18 protein-coding genes and 1 riboswitch are annotated in these 19,537 nt (G+C 68.1%); of the genes, 12 read left to right on the top strand and 6 right to left on the bottom strand.

Features of this window, described 5'->3' with window-relative positions; translation table 11 throughout:
• Positions 1 to 95: 95 nt before the first annotated feature.
• Both V9K99_RS04000 and V9K99_RS03995 read right to left on the bottom strand, forming a co-directional pair.
• The gene (locus V9K99_RS04000; protein ID WP_337010932.1) at positions 96 to 1,874 is read right to left on the bottom strand and encodes an ABC transporter ATP-binding protein; all 1,779 of its coding nucleotides are present in this window, start codon (positions 1,872 to 1,874) and stop codon (positions 96 to 98) included.
• Positions 1,871 to 3,634 carry an ABC transporter ATP-binding protein gene (locus V9K99_RS03995; RefSeq protein ID WP_337010930.1) on the bottom strand — a complete coding sequence of 588 codons (1,764 nt, stop codon included), beginning with the start codon at positions 3,632 to 3,634 and terminating at the stop codon, positions 1,871 to 1,873. Before V9K99_RS03995 ends, V9K99_RS04000 begins: the two co-directional genes overlap by 4 nt.
• A 163-nt stretch (positions 3,635 to 3,797) precedes the next feature.
• On the opposite strand from V9K99_RS03995, the gene V9K99_RS03990 reads away from it, so the two are divergent.
• Positions 3,798 to 5,219, top strand: a complete 1,422-nt coding sequence (locus V9K99_RS03990) for an MFS transporter (RefSeq protein WP_337010927.1) — start codon at positions 3,798 to 3,800, stop codon at positions 5,217 to 5,219.
• Here the strand turns inward: V9K99_RS03990 and V9K99_RS03985 are convergent.
• Positions 5,206 to 6,222 carry a GTP pyrophosphokinase gene (locus V9K99_RS03985; RefSeq protein WP_337010925.1) on the bottom strand — a complete coding sequence of 339 codons (1,017 nt, stop codon included), beginning with the start codon at positions 6,220 to 6,222 and terminating at the stop codon, positions 5,206 to 5,208. The two genes, V9K99_RS03990 and V9K99_RS03985, sit on opposite strands and share 14 nt — an antisense overlap.
• A gap of 149 nt (positions 6,223 to 6,371) precedes the next feature.
• On the opposite strand from V9K99_RS03985, the gene V9K99_RS03980 reads away from it, so the two are divergent.
• The 6 genes from V9K99_RS03980 (at position 6,372) to V9K99_RS03955 (ending at position 12,301) form a co-directional block, all read left to right on the top strand.
• The gene (locus V9K99_RS03980) at positions 6,372 to 7,565 is read left to right on the top strand and encodes an ATP-binding protein (protein ID WP_337010923.1); all 1,194 of its coding nucleotides are present in this window, start codon (positions 6,372 to 6,374) and stop codon (positions 7,563 to 7,565) included.
• 202 nt (positions 7,566 to 7,767) lie between these two features.
• Positions 7,768 to 8,625 carry a DUF3152 domain-containing protein gene (locus V9K99_RS03975; protein WP_337010921.1) on the top strand — a complete coding sequence of 286 codons (858 nt, stop codon included), beginning with the start codon at positions 7,768 to 7,770 and terminating at the stop codon, positions 8,623 to 8,625.
• A gap of 48 nt (positions 8,626 to 8,673) precedes the next feature.
• Positions 8,674 to 9,480: a hypothetical protein gene (locus tag V9K99_RS03970; protein WP_337010918.1), complete on the top strand. Its 807-nt coding sequence runs from the start codon at positions 8,674 to 8,676 to the stop codon at positions 9,478 to 9,480.
• Positions 9,477 to 10,139, top strand: a complete 663-nt coding sequence (locus V9K99_RS03965) for an alpha/beta fold hydrolase (RefSeq protein WP_337010916.1) — start codon at positions 9,477 to 9,479, stop codon at positions 10,137 to 10,139. The genes V9K99_RS03970 and V9K99_RS03965 overlap by 4 nt, the downstream gene beginning before the upstream one ends.
• A 20-nt stretch (positions 10,140 to 10,159) precedes the next feature.
• Positions 10,160 to 10,272, top strand: a riboswitch (TPP riboswitch).
• Positions 10,266 to 11,594 carry a purine-cytosine permease family protein gene (locus tag V9K99_RS03960; RefSeq protein WP_337010914.1) on the top strand — a complete coding sequence of 443 codons (1,329 nt, stop codon included), beginning with the start codon at positions 10,266 to 10,268 and terminating at the stop codon, positions 11,592 to 11,594. Its footprint overlaps the riboswitch before it by 7 nt.
• A gap of 26 nt (positions 11,595 to 11,620) precedes the next feature.
• Positions 11,621 to 12,301 carry a class I SAM-dependent methyltransferase gene (locus V9K99_RS03955; protein WP_337010912.1) on the top strand — a complete coding sequence of 227 codons (681 nt, stop codon included), beginning with the start codon at positions 11,621 to 11,623 and terminating at the stop codon, positions 12,299 to 12,301.
• Positions 12,302 to 12,458: 157 nt separating this feature from the next.
• Here the strand turns inward: V9K99_RS03955 and V9K99_RS03950 are convergent, their stop codons facing one another.
• Together V9K99_RS03950 and V9K99_RS03945 are read right to left on the bottom strand one after the other, a co-directional pair.
• On the bottom strand, positions 12,459 to 13,025 hold the full coding sequence (locus tag V9K99_RS03950; protein ID WP_337010910.1) for a methylated-DNA--[protein]-cysteine S-methyltransferase: 567 nt from the start codon (positions 13,023 to 13,025) through the stop codon (positions 12,459 to 12,461).
• Positions 13,022 to 13,513: an RNA polymerase sigma factor gene (locus V9K99_RS03945; RefSeq protein ID WP_337010908.1), complete on the bottom strand. Its 492-nt coding sequence runs from the start codon at positions 13,511 to 13,513 to the stop codon at positions 13,022 to 13,024. Before V9K99_RS03945 ends, V9K99_RS03950 begins: the two co-directional genes overlap by 4 nt.
• Positions 13,514 to 13,866: 353 nt before the next feature.
• Here V9K99_RS03945 and V9K99_RS03940 point away from each other — a divergent pair, with 353 nt between their 5' ends.
• Genes V9K99_RS03940 through V9K99_RS03920 form a run of 5 tightly spaced genes read left to right on the top strand, consistent with a single transcriptional unit; the run spans position 13,867 to position 18,367 of the window.
• Positions 13,867 to 14,448, top strand: a complete 582-nt coding sequence (locus V9K99_RS03940; protein ID WP_337010906.1) for a flavin reductase family protein — start codon at positions 13,867 to 13,869, stop codon at positions 14,446 to 14,448.
• Positions 14,441 to 15,502 carry an ABC transporter substrate-binding protein gene (locus V9K99_RS03935; protein WP_337010904.1) on the top strand — a complete coding sequence of 354 codons (1,062 nt, stop codon included), beginning with the start codon at positions 14,441 to 14,443 and terminating at the stop codon, positions 15,500 to 15,502. Before V9K99_RS03940 ends, V9K99_RS03935 begins: the two co-directional genes overlap by 8 nt.
• Complete coding sequence (locus tag V9K99_RS03930; protein ID WP_337010902.1) at positions 15,499 to 16,338, top strand: ABC transporter permease; 840 nt, start codon at positions 15,499 to 15,501, stop codon at positions 16,336 to 16,338. Before V9K99_RS03935 ends, V9K99_RS03930 begins: the two co-directional genes overlap by 4 nt.
• On the top strand, positions 16,314 to 17,030 hold the full coding sequence (locus tag V9K99_RS03925) for an ABC transporter ATP-binding protein (protein ID WP_337010900.1): 717 nt from the start codon (positions 16,314 to 16,316) through the stop codon (positions 17,028 to 17,030). The genes V9K99_RS03930 and V9K99_RS03925 overlap by 25 nt, the downstream gene beginning before the upstream one ends.
• Positions 17,027 to 18,367: an LLM class flavin-dependent oxidoreductase gene (locus V9K99_RS03920; RefSeq protein WP_337010898.1), complete on the top strand. Its 1,341-nt coding sequence runs from the start codon at positions 17,027 to 17,029 to the stop codon at positions 18,365 to 18,367. Before V9K99_RS03925 ends, V9K99_RS03920 begins: the two co-directional genes overlap by 4 nt.
• Positions 18,368 to 18,416: 49 nt before the next feature.
• On the opposite strand, the gene V9K99_RS03915 is transcribed toward V9K99_RS03920, so the two are convergent.
• Entirely contained in the window at positions 18,417 to 19,394 is a 978-nt protein-coding gene (locus tag V9K99_RS03915; RefSeq protein ID WP_337010896.1) for a zinc-binding alcohol dehydrogenase family protein, read from the bottom strand.
• Positions 19,395 to 19,537: the final 143 nt, after the last annotated feature.

Genomic DNA, 19,537 nt, shown 5'->3' with positions numbered 1-19,537 from the left:
CTACTGCGCGGCACTCGGCACCTGCTCGCGACGGCGCGGGACCATCAGACACGACCTAGTGGTGGGGCAGACCCGTCGGTCTGCCCCACCAGGTGTCAGCGGTCGCCGTGCCAGGAGTTCCAGAGCGCTGCGTAGGCGCCCTGGGCGTCGACCAGCTCGTCGTGGCCGCCCAGCTCGACGATCTTGCCGTCCTCCACTACCGCGATCACGTCCGCGTCGTGTGCGGTGTGCAGGCGGTGGGCGATCGCCACTACGGTCCTGCCCTTCAGCACGCCGGCCAGCGACCTCTCCAGGTGCCGCGCGGCACGCGGGTCCATCAACGAGGTCGCCTCGTCCAGGACCAGGGTGTGCGGGTCCGCCAGCACCAGCCGGGCCAGTGCGACTTGCTGTGCCTGGGCAGGAGTCAGTGAGATCCCACCGGAGCCCACCTCGGCGTCCAGCCCGTTGTCGAAGCCGGCCACCCACGCGTGGGCGTCGACAGCACGCAGTGCGGTCCACAGCTCGGCGTCGGAGGCTTCCGGCCTTGCCAACCGCAGATTGTCCCGCACGCTGCCCACGAACACGTGGTGCTCCTGGTTGACCAGGGCAACGTGGCTCCGGACCTGCTCGGCCGACATCTTGTCGAGGGCGGCACCACCCAAGGTGATGTCACCGACCCGCGGTGAGTAGATGCCTGCCAGCAACCGGCCCAGCGTCGATTTCCCTGCTCCAGAAGGGCCAACGAGCGCAACCCGAGCACCCGGCTGGACAGTCAGTGTGACGCCGTGCAGCACGTCGCGGCCTTCCAGATAGCCGAACCGCACCTCGTCAGCCAGCACAGTCCGGCCTTCGGGCTCGGCCTGCTCGGCTGCCGCATCCGCCTCGACCTCACGGACTCCAACCAGTCGGGCCAGCGAGACCTGGGCGATCTGGAGCTCGTCGTACCAGCGGATCATCATGTTGACCGGCTCGACCAGCATCTGGATGTACAGCGCACCCGTGGTGAGTGCACCGACCGTGAGCCAGCCCTGGATGGCGAAACCGCCACCGATCATCAGCACCGCGGCCAGTGCGACCGTGTGGGTCATGTTGATCACCGGGAACAGGACCATCCGCAGGTAGAGCGTGTACCGCTCCCACGCGACCCACTGGCCGATCCGGGTGTCGCCCAGCTTGATCCGGCGACCACCGAGCCGGTGCGACTCCACGGTCCGGCCGGCGTCGACGGTCTCGGCCAGCCCCGAGGCCACCGCCGCGTACCCGGCCGCTTCCGACCGGTACGCCGATGGCGCGCGGCGGAAGTACCAGCGGCCGCCGATGATCAGGATCGGTGCCGCGATCACCACGGCCACCGCCAGCTCCGGCGCGGTGACGATGAGCGCGCCGATCAGCAGCGACGCCCAGATGATCGCGATGGTCAGCTGCGGTACGGCGTCTCGCATGGCGTGCGAGAGCCGGTCGACATCGGTGGTGATCCGGGACAGCAGGTCACCCGTGCCGGCCCGCTCCAGCACACCCGGAGGCAGTCCGACCGCGCGGACCAGGAAGTCCTCCCGCAGGTCGGCCAGCATCTCCTCACCCAGCACAGCACCGCGCAGGCGGGTGAGCCGGACGAACACGGTCTGGACGAGCAGCGCGCAGACGAACCCGATGACGACGTACGGCAGGTCGACATCGCGCTCTCCCTGCGAGAGCTTCTCCACCACGTTGCCGAGCAGCCAGGGCCCGACCATGCCGCTCAGCGCCGCCACCGCGTTCACCAAGGTCAGCCAGGCGAACGCGCGGCGATGTCGGCGGAACAGTGTTTTCAGATAGGCGCGCACTGTGGCGCTGCCCGCTACCGGCAGCCGCGCCGCTTCCTGCGGCGCTGCCGGGTCGTACTGAGGGCGCTTCACGCCGACTCCTCGAAAGTTGGCTCGTCTTCACGGGTGACCACCGCGCGGTAGCGCGGGTTGGTGTGCACCAGCTCGTGGTGGGTGCCGACGGCATCGACCCGGCCGTCCGGCACGAACACGACTCGCTCCGCCCGGTCCAGCATCAGCGGGCTGGACGTGAACACCACAGTGGTCCGGCCGGACCGCAGCAGCCGTAGACCGTCCGCGATCCGCGCCTCGGTGTGTGCGTCGACCGCACTGGTCGGCTCGTCCAGGACCAGCACCGGCGGGTCGACGTACAGCGAACGGGCCAGTGCCACCCGCTGCCGCTGCCCACCGGACAGGGACCGCCCGCGCTCGGTCAGCACGGCCCGCATCGGGTCCGACTCACCAGCCGGCAGCGACTGACGCAGTACGTCGAGAATGTCCGCGCACTGCGCCGCCTCGAGTGCTATCTCCGGAGACACCGCACCACTCGCCGGCACGTCGAACAGCTCCCGCACCGTCCCGGACAGCAGCACCGGGTCCTTGTCCTGCACCAGTACGACGGTCCGCGCGGACTCCAACGGGATGTCGTCCAGTGCGACCCCGTCGAGGAGCACTGAGGCCTGGTCGTCCTCGGCAGCCGGGCTGTGCCCGCCCAACCGGTCGGCGAGCAGACCACCCGCGTCCGGGTCGCCGCTGACGACCGCGGTGAAACTCCCGGCCGGCACGTGCAGCCCGGAGATCGGGTCGAGCAGGTCACCGTCCGGCAGCTGTGCCTCAGCGGTGCCCTTGTTCTCGTCGGTCCGCTGGAGCGACAGCACCCGAGCGGCCCGGCGCGCCGACACCTTGGAGAAGATGAACGCGCTCGCCGTCTCCTCGAACGTGTGCAGCGGCACCAGCATGAAGGTGATGAACCCGTACGTCGTGACGAGCTCACCGACCGTGATCCGGTTCGACATCACCAGCCCGACACCGAGCCACACGATGACGACCAGGAACAGACCGAACAGCAGCACCTGGAGGGCCGCGATCAGCGACCACATCCGGGCACTGCGGACCGCGCTGGCCCGGTACTCCTGCGAGGCCGAGCGATAGCGGTCCAGGAACAGCTGCTCACCGCCGATGCCACGCAGCACCCGCAGACCGGCGACGGTGTCCGCGGCCAGCTCGGTGGCCCGGCCGCCCTTGGCCCGCTGTGCGTCGGCGCGACGCTCCGCGGGACCCATCAGCGGCACGATCGAGAACGCCAGCACCGGTACGGCGACAGCGACCACCAGACCGAGTTGCGGCTCGTAGAAGAGCAGCCCGATCACCACGGCGAAACAGGTCAGCAGGGCAGCCGCGAACCGGCCGAGCACCTCGACGAACCAGCCGATCTTCTCCACGTCGCCGCTGCTCACGGCGACGACCTCACCGGCGGCGATCCGCCGGGTCAGCAGCGAACCCAGCTCCGCGGCCTTGCGGAACAGCAGTTGCTGCAGGCGCGACGCCGTACTGATCCAGTTGGTCACCACGGCGCGGTGGAAGTACGAGTCGGCGCCGGCTTTCGCCGCGCCGAAGGCGAGCAGCAGACCGCCCGCCAGGAAGAGCTTGGGCCAGGACAGGTCGATCACGGCCTGGACGGCCAGACCGACCGCGATCGGAGCGGCGGCGATACCGCCGAAGTAGAGGAGACCCCAGAAGAGTGCGATCGCTTGACCGCGGAGCTGCTGGTGCTCCAGCCAGATAATGAGTCGGAGACCGGACCGAGTGTCCGGCACACCCGGGTCGGCGAACGGAATGAGGCGCAGCGACATGACGTCTCACAAGAGGCATAGAAGGGTTTGAACACCTGACCAGGCGAATGGATCAAGCCTAGGTGGGGCCACCGACAGTCCTCAAAGGGTTTTCGGTCTGTGGTCCAGGCCGCATTTCCATCGGTTGTACAGTCTTCAAGTACGACGATTCGAGGGGAGCCGGGTGGAGGAGCTGACGCGCAGGCGGCGGTTGCTGATCCTCGGCATCTGCTGTTTCAGCCTGTTCATCGTCGGGCTCGACTCCACCATCGTGAACCTCGCGCTGCCGGCCATCCGGGCCGACCTGGACGCGGACGTCTCCAAACTGCAGTGGACCATCGACGCCTACACGCTGGTGCTGGCCAGCCTGCTGATGGTGTCCGGCTCGACCGCGGACCGGGTCGGGCGGCGGCGGACGTTCCAGGCCGGGCTCGTGCTGTTCGGGATCGGGTCGCTGCTGTGCGGGTTCGCGCCGACCGTCGACATGCTGATCGTGTTCCGGATGCTGCAGGCGGTCGGCGGGTCGATGCTCAACCCGGTCGCGATGTCGATCATCACCAACACCTTCACCGATCCGCGCGAGCGCGCTCAGGCGATCGGGGTCTGGGGTGGTGTGGTCGGGCTCAGCCTGGCCGTCGGCCCAGTGGTCGGCGGGGCGCTGGTCGACACGGTGGGATGGCAGTTCATCTTCTGGATCAACGTGCCGGTCGCGTTGGCCGCCGTACTGCTGACTGTCTTCTTCGTGCCCGAGTCACGAGCGGCGGTGCCGCGCCGGATCGATCTGGTCGGGCAGGTGCTGGTCGTGCTGCTGCTCGGTGGGCTGACGTACGGGATCATCGAGGGCGAGCGGGCCGGGTGGACGTCGCCGCTGATCATCGGGTGTTTCGTACTGGCCGTGGGCTCGCTGGTGAGTCTGGTGGCGTACGAGCGGCGGCGGGAGGAGCCGTTGCTGGAGCCGCGGTTCTTCCGGAGTGCGCCGTTCTCGGGGGCGACGCTGATCGCGGTCGCGGGCTTCTCGGCGTTGTCTGGGTTCCTGTTCCTCAATTCCCTGTATTTGCAGTCGGTTCGCGGGTTCTCGGCGTTGCATGCCGGATTGCTGACGTTGCCGATGGCCGCGATGACGGTGGTGTTCGCGCCGTTGTCCGGGTGGCTGGTCGGGCATCGCGGACCGCGGCTGCCGCTGGTGGTTGCCGGGGGCATGCTCACCGTGTCCGGGCTGGTCCTGTCGCAGCTCTCACTGGACACTCCGACGCTCGTGTTGCTCGCTGGTTATCTGGTCTTCGGGCTCGGTTTCGGGATGCTGAACGCGCCGATCACGAACGCGGCGGTGTCCGGGATGCCGCGGTCCCAGGCCGGTGTCGCGGCTGCGATCGCGTCGACGAGTCGGCAGGTCGGCGCATCGCTCGGCGTCGCGATCGCCGGGACCGTGTTGACGGCACGGTTGGTCGGTCCGCTGGAGACCGGGTTCGTCGACGCGGCTCAGCTGTGCTGGTACATCATCGCGGGCTGTGGATTGCTGGTGTTGATCCTCGGCCTGATCACGACCGGCGCGTGGGCACGCCGTACCGCTGCCGCTGTCGCCGAGGATCTCGTCAAGACTCGGTGATCCCGGCGCGGGCGAGGGCTTTCAGGCGACCGCGGAGGATCTTCTGGCGACGCTCCTCGTCGGGGAACAGGTCGATGTACGCCGTACCTTTCGCGGCGAGCAGGTCGTCGTCGAGCCGTCGTACCGTGCCGGCCGGGAAGCGATGGGTCATCGCGGCCTGGACCGCGGAGCTGTCGATGCCGGCCAGCAGATCGGTGAGTTGCTCCTCGGTGGTCACGCCGAGACGGGCGAGAACACTGAGGATCCAGGCGTAGTGGTTCGTCTTCGCGTGCGGGGCGTCCGGGTAGCGCCGGGTCAGGTACGACGTCAGCGTCGCGGTCGTGAGGTCACGCGGAGTCTTGTCCGGCTCGGTCGCGGCGAGCTCGCGGTACAGCCGGTCGATCTCGGTGAACTCGTTGTCCGCCAGCTCCATCAACGCCGCCGCGAGCAGGAACCGCCGGTCGAACTCCGGCTTGCGTTCCGGCGGGATGTCCAGCTTGTACCGGATGTCGTGCTCGAACTCGGCCCACGCGTGCTGGACCGCCGTACGCACCTGGATCTCCATGGTGAGGTTCTTCAGTACGGCGTACTCCGGCAGCTCCCGGCGATGCGCGTTCAGCCGGACCAGGTAGTGCTTGCTCGCGTACCCGAACACACCCTGCGCCCGGGTGTGCGCACCCATGTCGGTGTGCTCGACGATCTCGAACTCGGCCTCGATCACCTCGCAGACCCGGTCCACCGCCTCGACCAGGAAGGTGATCACCCGGGCCGCGACCAGGTCGGTGATCTGGTTCAGCGGATCGTCGTACTTCGGTCGGCTCGGATCGTCCGGATGCGGTTTCGAGGCTTTGGACAGGAACGACTCCGGATCCTTGGCCCGGGCCGTCGCGGTCAGATAGTTGATGCCCTCTTCCTCGCCGATCAACTCATTGATCAACGCTTCCAGCTTCCGGGCACCCCCGACGTACTGCTGATGCACCCGTTCATACAGCGCCCCCGCCTGCACAGCCCACTGCCCAACCATGGCCTGACGATAGTGCTTGTGCTGGCTAGACGCGTCTAGAGGAATCTAGCGCTGATGCTAGAAAGCTGTAGAGAATGCTGACGCGACACGCTCTCCCGATGGATAGCGAAATCTAAGGAAAACGCTAGACGGGCTCATACAGTGACAGCATGGATCCGATCCGGAATCCCTATGCGCCCGGCGCCGGTCAGCGGCCGCCTGAGCTGGCCGGACGCGACACCGAGGTGCGGCAGTTCGAGGTGGTGCTCGAGCGAGTCGCGGCAGGCAGGCCGGAGCGGAGTCTGGTGCTGAGCGGGCTCCGGGGTGTGGGTAAGACGGTGTTGCTGAACACCTTGCGGAGCCAGGCGATCAAGCGCGCCTGGGGTACCGGGAAGATCGAGGCCCGACCGGACCAGAGCATCCGGCTGCCGATCGCGCAGGCGATGCACACCGCGATGCGCGAGCTCGGCCACCGACACCGCGACGACGAGCGGGTCGACCAATTCAGCGCCGTACTGAAGGCGTTCGCGCTGCGGACCGCGGCGAACGACCGCAAGGGCATCCGCTGGCACCCGCCGGTCGACGTGGCCGCGGCGAAGGGCCGGGCCGACTCCGGTGACCTGGAGATGGACCTGATCGAGCTGTTCACCGACGCGGCCGATCTCGCCGGGGACCTGTCTGTCGGGGTCGGGCTCTTCATCGACGAGATGCAGGACATCAGTCCCGATGACCTCTCCGCTTTGTGCGCCGCCTGCCATGAGATCTCGCAGCAAAGCGCACCGCTCGTCGTTGTCGGTGCCGGCCTGCCGCATCTACCAGCCGTACTGTCCGCCAGCAAGTCCTACTCCGAGCGACTCTTCCGCTACATCCGCGTCGACCGCCTCGCCCGCGACGCCTGCGACCGCGCGCTGATGATCCCGGCCGAGAGCGAGGGCGTCCGGTACGACGACGAGGCGCTCGACGAACTGTACGCACAGACCGACGGCTACCCGTACTTCGTCCAGGCCTTCGCGCACGCCACCTGGGACCACGCCCCGACCTCCCCGATCACCATCAAGGACGTCGCCGTCGCAGCCCCGGAAGCCTCCGCTGAACTCACCGTCGGCTTCTTCGGCTCCCGCTACGAGCGCGCCACCCCGGCCGAACGCGAATACATGCGCGCAATGGCCGAACTCGGCATCGGCGTCGACGACGGATCCGTCCCCACCGCCGAAGTCGCCAGCACCCTCAACCGCAAACCCCAGTCCCTCTCCCCAGCCCGCGACGGCCTGATCAAAAAAGGCCTCGTCTTCTCCGCCGAACGCGGCACTGTCGCCTTCACCGTCCCCCACTTCGGCAAATTCCTCCGCACCCGCACAGCCTGACCAACCCACGCGTGATTGGTGCAGTTCAACAGGAGGTGTCCGGCGATCGAGCCGGATACCCGGTGGACTCAGGCGCGCACTGACCGGCAGTGGGCGTATACGTCCTGTCGGTTTGCACGGAGTGCCCTGAACGACCCGTTGTGAGGGATGGCATGTAGGTGGCCTTTCGGGAGGGGTGGCTGGGTGGGTAGGGTGAATCGTCATGACCACCCGGCGGACTGGCGAGCGGGCGGATGTGCCTGCCCAGAAGCGGCGGGGTGGGCGGCATAGCCGGAAGAAGTCGCACAAAGTTCAGTGGTTCTCGGTGACGGCGTTGGCCGTGCTGGGGACGGTGATGGTGATGCATCCGGATGCGACGAACCGGCGGAGTCTGGCGGCTGAGGTGGTGGCGGGAGTGGCCGCGTCGGCGACTGAGGTGCCGTTCGTCACGCCGAGTCCGACGCCGGTGGCGACGCCGACGCAGAAGTTCACCACGCCGTTGCGTCCGGCACCGACTCTGACCCGCGCGCCGAAGGGCTCGAAGCCGAACTATTCGGTCTCCAGCGGCAAGCTCGCCGTCGTACCGGGGTTCAACAAGGCGACCGGCGTACGCGACAAGCTGACGTATCGGGTCGAGATCGAGCAGGGGCTCTCGGTCAACGGGGATGCGGTGGCGGCGGCCATCCACAAGACGCTGACCGACGGGCGTGGTTGGCAGGCGATCCACCCGGTGAACTTCGAGCGGACTGACAAGGTCGACGCCGATCTGCGCATCATCCTGGCCACGCCGACCCTGACCGACAAGCTGTGTCTGCCGCTCGACACCGGTGGTGAGGTCTCCTGCCGGGTCGAGGACCGTGTCGTACTGAACGCGAAGCGCTGGATGTTCGCGGTCCCGGCGTACTCGGGGAACGTCACGCTCTACCGCAGCTACCTGGTCAACCACGAGGTCGGGCACGCGCTCGGCCACGGTCACTCCACCTGCTCCCAGGCAAAGACCCCCGCGCCGGTCATGATGCAGCAGACCAAGGGGCTCGGCGGCTGCCTTCCGAACGCCTGGCCGACGATCAAGGCGACCTGAGCAAAACCCTCGTTCGTGAGAAGCTGAAGACGAGGGGAGGGAGCAGCGATGTCGTCACAGGATTTCCCGACGTACGGCCGGGACGAGCAGCCGGAGCAGCCGGCCGAGGAGCAGCACTACGCCCCGCCTGCTCCGTACGGCGGCGGCACCTACGGCTCCGGGCCGCATGCGCAGCCCCAGCCGGGCCCGTACGCACAACCCCAGCCCTACGGCACCCCACCACCTCAAGCACCACCTGGCGCGTACACCCAGCCGCCCAACTACCGCCCCGGCAGCCCCTACGGCACCCCCGCGCATCCACAGCAGCACGAGCTCCCGCAGTACGGGCGGGAACAACCCGTCGCACCCCGTGACCCCCGTGCGGCCCGCGTCGTACTGCTCGCCGCGATCATCGCCGCCGTCTACGGCCTCCTCGTGCTCTCGATCCAGCGGGTCGCCCTGCGCGAGATCTCCCAGGCACCCGGTTCGGCGCTGAACCACCCGCTCCGCACGGACGTGATCGACACGATCGGCCAGTTGCTGATGCTCCTGGTCGGTGCGGCCGCGATCGCGATGTGGGCGCGCGACGTCCTGGCCCGGCGCAGGGTCGGCCGTGAACTCGATCCGGTCGAGGTCGGCGGTCTGCTCCTGGTCGGGGTGGCGCTGATCCCGATCGTGATCTGGGCCGTGATGGTCCTGTCGACCGGCATGGGTGCCATCGACGACTCGCTCGATCGGCTGCCCACGGCGTACGGCTGGGGCGGTCTCGGCCTGCTGATCCTCGCGCTGGGCTTCTTCCTCGGGTACCGCGAACTCAAGCCGCCCGTCGGCAACCCGGTCGTCCAGGCCCCGCCGGCCCGCGCGCCCTGGGAGTGAGCATCCCGATCGTCCTGGTTCCGGGCCTCGGCCTCGGGCCGAAGTCGTACGCACCCACGGTCGAGCACCTCACCACGCCGTACCGGATCATCACTCTCCCCGGGTACGGCGAGCCGGCCGAGCCCGGCGACGACCTGCGACCCCAAGCCCTGGGTACGGCGGTAGCCGACCAGATCCGGGAGAGATCGGTACTCGTCGGGCACTCGGCCGGCTGCCAGATCGTCGTGGAGACCGCGGTCGCCTACCCCGAACTCGTCCACGCGCTGGTCCTCATCGGTCCGACCGGAGACGTCAAAGCCTCGAGTTGGCTGGATCTCGCGGGCCGCTGGCTCGCATCGGCTGTGCCGGAATCACCGCGGCTGATCCCGGCCCTAGCCCCGCAATACGCGCGTACGACGTTCGCCTCGATCGCCCGTGCGGCGGAAGCGGCCAGGCGCCACGACCTGGCCCGGATCATCACCCGGGTCAAGGCGCCGGTGGTGATCGTGCGGTGCAGGCATGACAAGTTGTCGCCGGCCGAGTGGACAGACCGGCTCGCAGAGCTCACTCACGGTGAGGCACGGACCCTGGCGACCGGCTCGCACATGCCGGTGCTGACCAACGGCCCAGAGCTCGCCTCGCTCATCCAGCGGGCAGCGGCTGCGCCGGGCCGGCCGTGAAGCGCTATCGTTGACGCGGTAACAACCTCTGCGGGAGCTCGCACCACGCGCGGGCTGAGAGGGCGACGCCGGGTCGCCGACCGCCTGAACCTGACCGGGTAATGCCGGCGTAGGGAGCGGGTCACCATGACCAGTACTGCTGTTCGTCCTGCACACAACGAAGCGCCGCTCGTCCTCACCACGGACGCGCCACGGACTCTCGGCTTCTTCGACCAGTTCACCCTCTGGGGGAACCTCGGCATCTCACTGTTCGGCCCGGTCACCGGTGCGCTGGTCGCGGCGTACACGGGCTCACTGGCACAAGGCCTGCTCGCGGTCGTGGTCGGCTGCGGGATCGGTGCGCTGGTGCTCGGCGGCGCGGCCGTGTTCGGCTCGCACACCGGAGCACCGGCGATGGCGTGTCTGCGCGGACTGTTCGGCCGGCGCGGCTCGATGGCGCCGACCGTACTGAACATCGCGCAGAACGTCGGCTGGGCGACGATGGAGATCATCGTCATCTCCCAGGCCGCGGTCGCGGTGACGAGTGAGCGGTGGCGCTGGCTGTTCGTCGTACTGGCCGGGGTGATCGCGACGGTGATGGCGGTCCGGCCGCTCGGCAGTGTGAGACTGCTGCGGAAGTTCATGGTCTGGCTGGTGCTGATCGCGTCGGTGTACCTGTTCGTCCAGGTGCTCAGCAAGCCGGTGCAGGATCTGCCGCAGGACGGCGTCTTCGGCTTCTGGCCGGCGGTCGACCTGGCCGCCGCGGGCGTGGTGTCGTTCGCGCCGCTGGCCGCCGACTACACCCGGCACTCTCGTACCAACAAGGCCGCGTTCGCCGGATCGGCCCTCGGCTACGGGATCGCGGCGATCGTGTACTACGCCCTGGGTGTGTTCGCGGTCGCGACCTTGCAGACCAACAGCACGGATGTGATCACCGCACTCGTCACGTTGCCGGCCGGTGCGATCGCGTTGTTCGTGCTGCTGGTGGACGAGGTCGACGAGGCGTACGCGAACGTCTACTCGACCACGATGGCCGCGCACAACCTGATCGGGCACATCGACCGGCGCTGGATCTCGGTCGCCATCGGGGTCATCGCCACCGGTCTCGCGCTGATGGTTGACCTGGGCAACTACACGCAGTTCCTCTACCTGATCGGTTCGGTCTTCATCCCGCTGTTCGCGGTCGCGATCGCCGACTTCTTCGTGGTCAGCAAGATGAACTGGGACGTCTCCGGTACGGCGCGCTTCCGCTGGCAACCGGCCGTCGCCTGGCTGATCGGCTTCGTCGCCTACCAGCTCGTCAACCCCGGTACGGTGTCCGGCTGGTCGCCGTTCTGGGTCGACCTCCAGCAGCGGATCTTCGACGGCCGGCCCGTCCCCGGCTGGCTCGGCGCGACGTATACGTCGATCGTCGTCTCGATGCTGGCCGCCGTAGTACTCGGCCGAATCGGTCACCGCCAACCGCTGGACAACTGACCCGGAGTAACCGGGATACTTGCGCAATGCTGAACTCCGCACTGCGCAGCCGGGCCGAGTACGCGGAACTCGGGGCCGACGGGCTGGCCGCGCGTACCACGCCCGAGCGGGACGCGGCGATCGTGAAGGCCGTCGAAGAGCTCATCGGCGACCGTGAGTCGGTGCTCGACCTGTGCTGCGGGTACGGGCGGGTGGCGCTGCCGCTGCGCCGGGCCGGCAAGGTCGTGCGCGCGCTCGACATCTCGCCGAACCTGATCGAGGCGGGGAAGGCGAAGGCGGCCGAGGAAGAGCTGTCCATCGACTGGGCGATCGGGTCGATGACGGACCTGCCGTACAAATGGGACGCGTTCGACGCGGTCATCTGCCTGTGGACCGCGTTCCACGAACTGTTCGCCGAGGACGAGCAGATCTCCACCATCTGCGAGATCTCCCGGGTGCTGAAGCCGGGCGGCGTGGCGATCATCGAGGGCCCGGTCTGGGGTCCGGCGACGGCCGCCGAGATCGCCAACGGCATGCGCCAGGGACCGGAGCACCGGATCGTCACCACCGAGCACTTCGGCGCCAGCAGCGTGCACTTCATCCACGACGAGATCAGCTACGGCCGCCTCTGCACGGCCGCCGGTATCGAGGACTACAAGGTCTACAAACGCGACTGGGGCGGTCGCCGCCGCCTCATCCTGGAGATCCACCAACCCGCGAATAGCTGACACATCAGATTCTTGACCTGAAAGCATTTCCGGAAAATTGTCACCGGCCCGGATCCCTTGCAGGTAAGGCGAAAGAAGGAGCAGATCCCCACTCCACACTGGGGATCTGCTCCTTTGTCTGTTCAGTGTAAAACCATTCTCGGGACGGCGGGAAAACTCAGCTTTTCGATTCCAGATTGAGCAGGAATCGCTTCGCTTCGAGCCCGCCGGCGTATCCGGTGAGCGCTCCGCTGGAGCCGATCACCCGGTGGCACGGCAGGACGACGCACACCGGGTTCGCGCCGAGCGCCGTACCGACGGCACGGGCCGCCTTGGGCTTGTGGATCTCACCGGCGAGTTGCCCGTACGTCGTCGTACGCCCGTAACTCGTGTGACTCGGCAGGTCGGTCAGCACGAGTCGCTGGAACGGCGTCGCCAGTGCGAGGTCCACCTCAAGCTCGAACGCGTGCCGTCGACCGGCCAGATACTCGTCCAGTTGCCGTCGTACGTCGTCCAGCGCTTGAGGCAGCCGTAGTACGCGAGGGGAGACGGCCTTGGCGAGGCGGTTGGTCATGGTCTCCTCGTCGCCGAAGGAGCTGGCCACGACGCGGCCGTTCGCGACCGCGAGCAGCAGGGTGCCGATCGGGGTCTCGTGCAGGGTGTAGGCGACGTCGGCGGTCGGGAAGACCGGTGGTTTGAGGTCTGGTGCGGTGAGCCGGGCCAGCCGGCTCTCGAGGTCAGTCATGGTTGTACTCCGAGTTTGGTGCGCAAGGTCGCAAGCGCGTCGCTGACGAGTCGCCGCGACGCGGCAGGCGTTGTGTCCAGGGCGGCGGCCACGCCGTGGTGGTCCAGGTCGCCGACGTATTTGAGCGTGATGGCGAAGCGTTGGCGTTCGGGTAGCTCGTTGACGGCTTGCCAGAGGTCTGGATCCGGCCAAGCGTTGGCGTCCGGGCCGTCGACGGCCACCGGCGGAGCTTCGTCGAGCGGGCTCTGTGGTCTGCGCGCCCGGTGCAGGTCGGTGGCGCATCGGGCGGTGATGGTCAGGAGCCAGCTACGGAGGTTCTTCGCCGAGGTGAGCTCGGGGTAGGCGGCGAAGGCCTTCTCCCAGGCGCGCTGGGCCACGTCGTCGCCGTCCACCGGTCCGGCCAGCGCCCGCGCCAACCGCGCCACGTCCCGCCAGTGCGCGTCGACCAGCGCCTGGAACGGCGGCAACGAGACCTTCTCCAAAGCCATCACGTCAGTAGAACGCACGCACGCTCGGTCGTGTGAGGGCAACCCGGCCGCGTGTCGTTCCAGCCAGCGGTCATTTTCGGACGGCTGTCCCAGATCCCGAGATTGTCTAGTTATTGAGTCGACATTGATGAGAGAGTCGTTGACATGACGACGACCTTGCTGACCCGCCGTCGCGTCATCGATCTCCTGCGGACGGCGAGCGCCACCTGTCGGTGACGGCTGCGCCGATCCGCGTTGCTTCGGCGGGCATCCGCCGTACGAGGCCTTTCTGAGCCGCCTCCCACACCCGCCCGGTCGTGGTGCTTCCTGCTGCCCACTACCGGTCGTCCCTGCCCCGATTCCGAGGGAGAGACATGTCTGTTCCTGCCCTGAACCGTCCCGCCTTGTCCGTCGTACCCGACCGGCTGGAGGTCGTTCCCGACCACCTGGAGGAGCGAGCCGTCGACGCCGACGTCTACCGGTCCGTCTTCCGTCGCCACGCCGCCGGTGTCGTGGTGATCACCGCGGACGCCGGCCACGGCCCGGCCGGGTTCACCGCCACCTCACTGGTCTCGGTCAGCCTGCTGCCGCCGCTGGTCTCGTTCGCGATCGCCACCAGCGCGTCCAGCTGGCCGACCGTCAGCACGGTCGACAGCCTGGTGATCAACTTCCTGTCCGCCGACCAGCAGGCCATCGCCGGCCGGTTCGCCACCAGTGGCATCGACCGGTTCGCCGAGCCGACCCGCTGGTCGAGGCTCCGCACCGGTGAGCCGGTTCTCGACGAGGCGCCGAGCTTCCTGCGCGCCCAGGTCGAGCACCGCTTCGCCGTCGGCGACCACTACCTGGTCGTCGCCCGCCTCACCACCCACTCCGAACGACGTGAGCACGAGCCGTTGCTCTACCACGACGGCCGCTACGCCACCGCCACTCCTCACCCGAAAGCACATCATGTTTAGGACTCGCACGTACGCCGTACTCGCCGCAGCAGTCGCCACCGCCGCACTGGTGGCCGGCTGTGGCGGTGACGCCCAAGCCGGCGGCAGTGGCGCCGCGAAGCTCGCCCTCGACGCCCCGCTGCCGACCACCGTGCCGGACGGCGCCAAGATCGTCGTCGGCGATCCCACCACGCAGAAGGCGCTGGAGCTGTCCGGACAGATCGACAAGGTGTCGAAGTTCGTCCAGTTCGCCAACCTGAGCGGCGGACCGCAGACCACCGAGGCGTTCCGGGCCAAGGCGCTCGACGTCGGCTCGGTCGCGGAGATCCCACCGATCCACGCCACCTGGACCGGGTTGCACGTGAAGATCGTCGCCTCCAAGTTCCGGCAGGACGCGCTGAACCATCCGATCTACGAGCTCGGTATCGCACCGGGGACGACGGTCAAGACGCTCGGCGACCTGCGCGGCAAGAAGATCGCCTACAGCCCGGGGCAGGCGCAGGGCGCACTCGTCCTCAAGGTGCTGAAGAAGGCCGGCCTGACCAAGGAGGACGTCAAACTGGTCGAGCTGCCCAGCACCGGTGACGTGTACGCGCAGGCCCTGGCCGGCAAGCAGGTCGAGGTCGCGCCGATCGGCGGCGTCCAGATCAAGCGATACCTGGGCAAGTACGGGAAGGACGGCGCCACCACGATCGACCACGGTCTGCGCGACGACGCCGGCCACCTCTACGTGGCGACCGAGTCACTCGAGGACCCGGGCAAGGCCGCCGCGATCCGGGCGTACGTCGCCGCCTGGGGTGTCGCCCAGGACTGGATCGACAAGCACCCCAAGGAATGGATCGCCGGGTACTACGTGAAGGACCAGGGCCTCACCGAGGCGGACGGTCAATGGCTGGTCGAGAACGCCGGTCACCCGGACATCAGCGCCGACTGGAGTGCCGCGATCCAGCGTCAGCAGGAGACGATCGAGCTGCTCGCCAAGGAGACCGGCAACCCGGTGATCCAGGCGAAGGACCTCTACGACCTGCGCTTCCAGACCGTCGCCGCCGACGCGATCAAGGGAGCCGCGAAATGAGTGCCACCACCCTGCCCGGGCTACGCACCCAGCAGGTCGCCGGGCGGCCCGTCGTACGACGACGTCGGCTCGGACCGGGTAAGCCGATCAGGTTCGGCGCATTCATCGGACCGGTCCTGCTGCTGGTGATCTGGAGCATCGGGTCGGCCACCGGCTGGCTCGACCCACGGGTGCTCTCGGCGCCCTGGACCGTGGTCACCACGGCCGGTGACCTGATCGCCGACGGCAGGCTGCAGTCGAACCTGTGGACCTCCACCCAGCGGGCGTTCATCGGACTCGGCCTCGGCATCGTGCTGGGCGTCGTACTCGCGCTGATCTCGGGACTGTCCCGGCTCGGCGAGGCGGTCCTGGACGGGCCGATCCAGATCAAGCGGGCGATCCCGTCGCTGGCGTTGCTGCCGCTGCTGATCCTGTGGCTCGGCATCGGGGAGTCGATGAAGATCGTCACCATCCTGCTCGGGGTGTTCGTACCGATCTACATCCACACCCACAACGGCCTGCGCACCATCGACGCGCGGTACGTCGAGCTCGCCCAGACCGTCGGGTTGTCCCGGTGGGACTTCATCCGCCGGGTGGTCCTGCCGGGTGCGCTGCCCGGCTTCCTGCTCGGCCTGCGGTTCGCCGTCACCGGCGCCTGGCTGTCGCTGGTCGTCGTCGAGCAGATCAACTCCACCAGCGGTATCGGCTACATGATGGAACTGGCCCGCACTTACGGACAGACCGACATCATCATCGTCGGCCTCGTCCTGTACGGCGTCCTGGGCCTCCTCTCCGACGGTGCCGTCCGCCTGATCCAAAGGAAGGCCCTGTCATGGCGCCGCACTCTGGACTCTTAACCGCCGCCGTCCAGGTCCGGGACCTGGTACGGCGGTACGACGACCGCGCCGTTCTGGACGGGGTCGACCTGGATATCGCGCCCGGGGAGTTCGTTGCGCTGCTCGGGAAGAGTGGTTCCGGCAAGAGCACGTTGCTGCGGGCGCTGGCCGGGCTGGACTCGGGTGTCGACGGGTCGGGCGAGCTCGTCGTACCGGCGAATGTGTCCGTCGTCTTCCAGGACTCGCGGTTGTTGCCGTGGGCAAGGGTGTTGGACAACGTCGTCCTTGGACTGGGCGGCGCTTACGAGCGCGGCCGGCAGAGTCTCGAGGAAGTCGGTCTGGCAGGTCGTGAGAACGCCTGGCCGAACGAGTTGTCCGGTGGTGAGCAGCAGCGGGTCGCCCTGGCGCGGTCCCTGGTGCGTGAGCCGGAACTGCTGCTCGCGGACGAGCCGTTCGGCGCGCTGGATGCGCTCACCCGGTTGAAGATGCATGTGTTGCTGCGGAAGCTGTGCGCTGCGCATCAACCCGCCGTACTGCTGGTGACACATGACGTGGACGAGGCGATCGTGCTGGCCGACCGGGTGATCGTGCTCGACGAGGGCCGCCTGGTCGCCGAAGAGCTGATCTCGTTGAGCACACCGCGCAGCCCGGCCGACCCGGGGTTCGCCTTGATCCGTACTCGGTTGCTGGATGCGTTGGGAGTCTCGTTGTGAGTAGGCAGTTGCATCTGAATGCGTTCCTGATGAGCACCGGGCACCACGAGGCGTCGTGGCGGTTGCCGGAGAGCAATCCGTTCGCCAACACCGATGTTGAGCACTACCGGTCGCTGGCGCAGATCGCGGAACGCGGGAAGTTCGACTCGGTGTTCTTCGCCGACTCGCCGGTGCTGTTCGGCGACGTCGGCCGGCGTCCGGCGGGCTCGCTGGAACCGACCGTGTTGTTGACCGCTCTGGCGGCTGCGACGTCCCGGATCGGGCTGATCGCCACCGCGTCGACGACGTACAACGAGCCGTTCAACCTGGCGCGACGGTTCGCCAGCGTCGACCACGTCAGCGGCGGGCGCGCGGGCTGGAACGTGGTCACCACCGCCGGTCCGGAAGCGGCGAAGAACTTCAACCTGGCCGACCAGCCGGCCCATGCCGAGCGGTACGACCGTGCCGCGGAGTTCCTCGAGGTCGCCTACAAACTGTGGGACTCGTGGCAGGACGACGCTCCGATCGCCGACAAGGCGTCAGGGGTGTGGGCGGTGAACGACCGAGTGGTCCCGATCGACCACGTCGGCCGTCACTTCCAGGTCCGTGGACCGCTCAACCTGCCGCGGTCGCCACAGGGACACCCCTTGATCGTCCAGGCCGGCTCGTCGGAGGACGGCAAGGGTCTGGCCGCTCGGTACGCCGAAGCCGTCTTCACCGCGCAGCAGACGCTGGAGGACGCGCAGGCGTTCTATCGCGACCTGAAGTCGCGGGCCGCGGCGCTCGGTCGTGATCCGTCGACCGTGCTGATCCTGCCAGGGATCGTGCCGGTGATCGGCGGGACGGTCGAGGAGGCGTTGCGGCTCGAGCAGGAGCTGGACTCGTTGATCCGGCCCGAGTACGCGCGGTTGCAGTTGGCGCGGACGCTGCGGGTCGCGCCGGAGGACCTGCCGTTCGACCAGCAGTTGCCGGCCGACCTGCCGGACGAGGACGAGATCGAGGGTGCGAAGAGCCGCTACACCCTGATCGTGACGCTGGCACGCCGGGAGAAGTTGACCGTACGCGAGCTGATCGGCCGGCTGGGCGGTGGCCGCGGGCACCGAACCTTCAGCGGTACGCCGGAACAGGTCGCGGATGCGATCCAGGAGTGGTTCGACGCCGACGCGGCCGACGGGTTCAACATCATGCCCGCCGTACTGCCGTCGGGGCTGAGCGCGTTCGTCGACCAAGTGGTGCCGATCCTGCAGAAGCGTGGGCTGTTCCGGACCGAGTACACCGGGACGACGCTGCGGGACCACTACGGGCTGGCTCGCCCGGCTGGTCGTCGTACCCCTGCTGTGGCTTCGGCCACGGCCTGAGTTACTGTGCGCCGGGCGCCTGTCAGGTGGCGGGGCCCGGCGCTCAGTCTCAGTTGACTCTGACCACCAGCTTTCCAACCGCGGCGCCGTCCTGCATGATCCGGTGCGCCTCGCCGATCTGCTCCATCGCGAAGACGCGATCGATCCGGATCGGGAGCTTGCCATTGGCAACCAGATCGACGTACCGCTGGAACGCGTCCGCGGGCAGGTCGCTGCTCTCCCCGCCGTACGCCGTCAACCGCACTCCGTTGGGCAGGTAGCCGATCGGGTAGAAGTCCGGGATCGTCCAGTTGTCGCTGAGCATGCCGGTGAAACAGACCGTGCCGTGGATCGCGGTCGCCTTGAGGGTGTCCGGCAGGACATTCGTCCCGATGAGTTCGAGGGCGGCATTCACACCGGCCGGCAGGATTTCCCGGACCTTTGCCGCGACGTTGCCGTCGTCAACGATCGGGTAATCGACGCCGAGATCCTCGAGCACCTTTGTTCGTTGGGGATTCCGGGTGGTCGAGAACACGGTCAGGCCGTGTTCCTTCGCGATGGCCGCGGCGGCCACCCCGACGGACGACGTACCGCCGCGGACAAGCAACGTCTGCCCGGGCTCGATCGCCAGGCCGGTGTGCAGCGACCCGTGTGCCGTCTGCAGCATCTCCGGCAACGCACCGAGCGTGGCCCAGTCGAGGTCGGTCCGGACCGGGATCACCGATGACGCCGGTACGACGGTGTACTCGGCGTACCCGCCGTCGTACTCCCGGCCCATCCCGCCCATCATCGCCACCACCTGCTGCCCGGGCTCGAACTCGCCACCCGGTGCGAGGTCGATCGTGCCGGTCGCCTCGATCCCCGGAATGACCGGGAACCGCGCCTTCGTGGCCAGCCCGGCCCGCAGGTGATACTCCGACCGATTGAGCCCGAATGCCTCGACCTTCACCCGCACCCACCCGGGCCGCGGCTCCGGCACAGCCACCCGCCGCACCCGCATCTCCTCCGGCTCCCCCGGCCCCTCCAACACAACCGCCCGCATCTGCATCCCCCCATCCTCACCCCCAGCCCAACCACCCAGCCCCCAGCGAGGCACTCTCGAACCCGTACCGAAGGACGGGTAGTAGTCCTCGCTCGATGGGTTCGCGGCGCAACGCCAGGCGTTCTCCGAGGTGCCGAGCGGGACTACTA

It is taken from the genome of Kribbella sp. CCNWLW201, assembly GCF_037203805.1.
Lineage (GTDB): Bacteria > Actinomycetota > Actinomycetes > Propionibacteriales > Kribbellaceae > Kribbella.
This window is presented reverse-complemented; position numbering and strand designations above follow the sequence as displayed.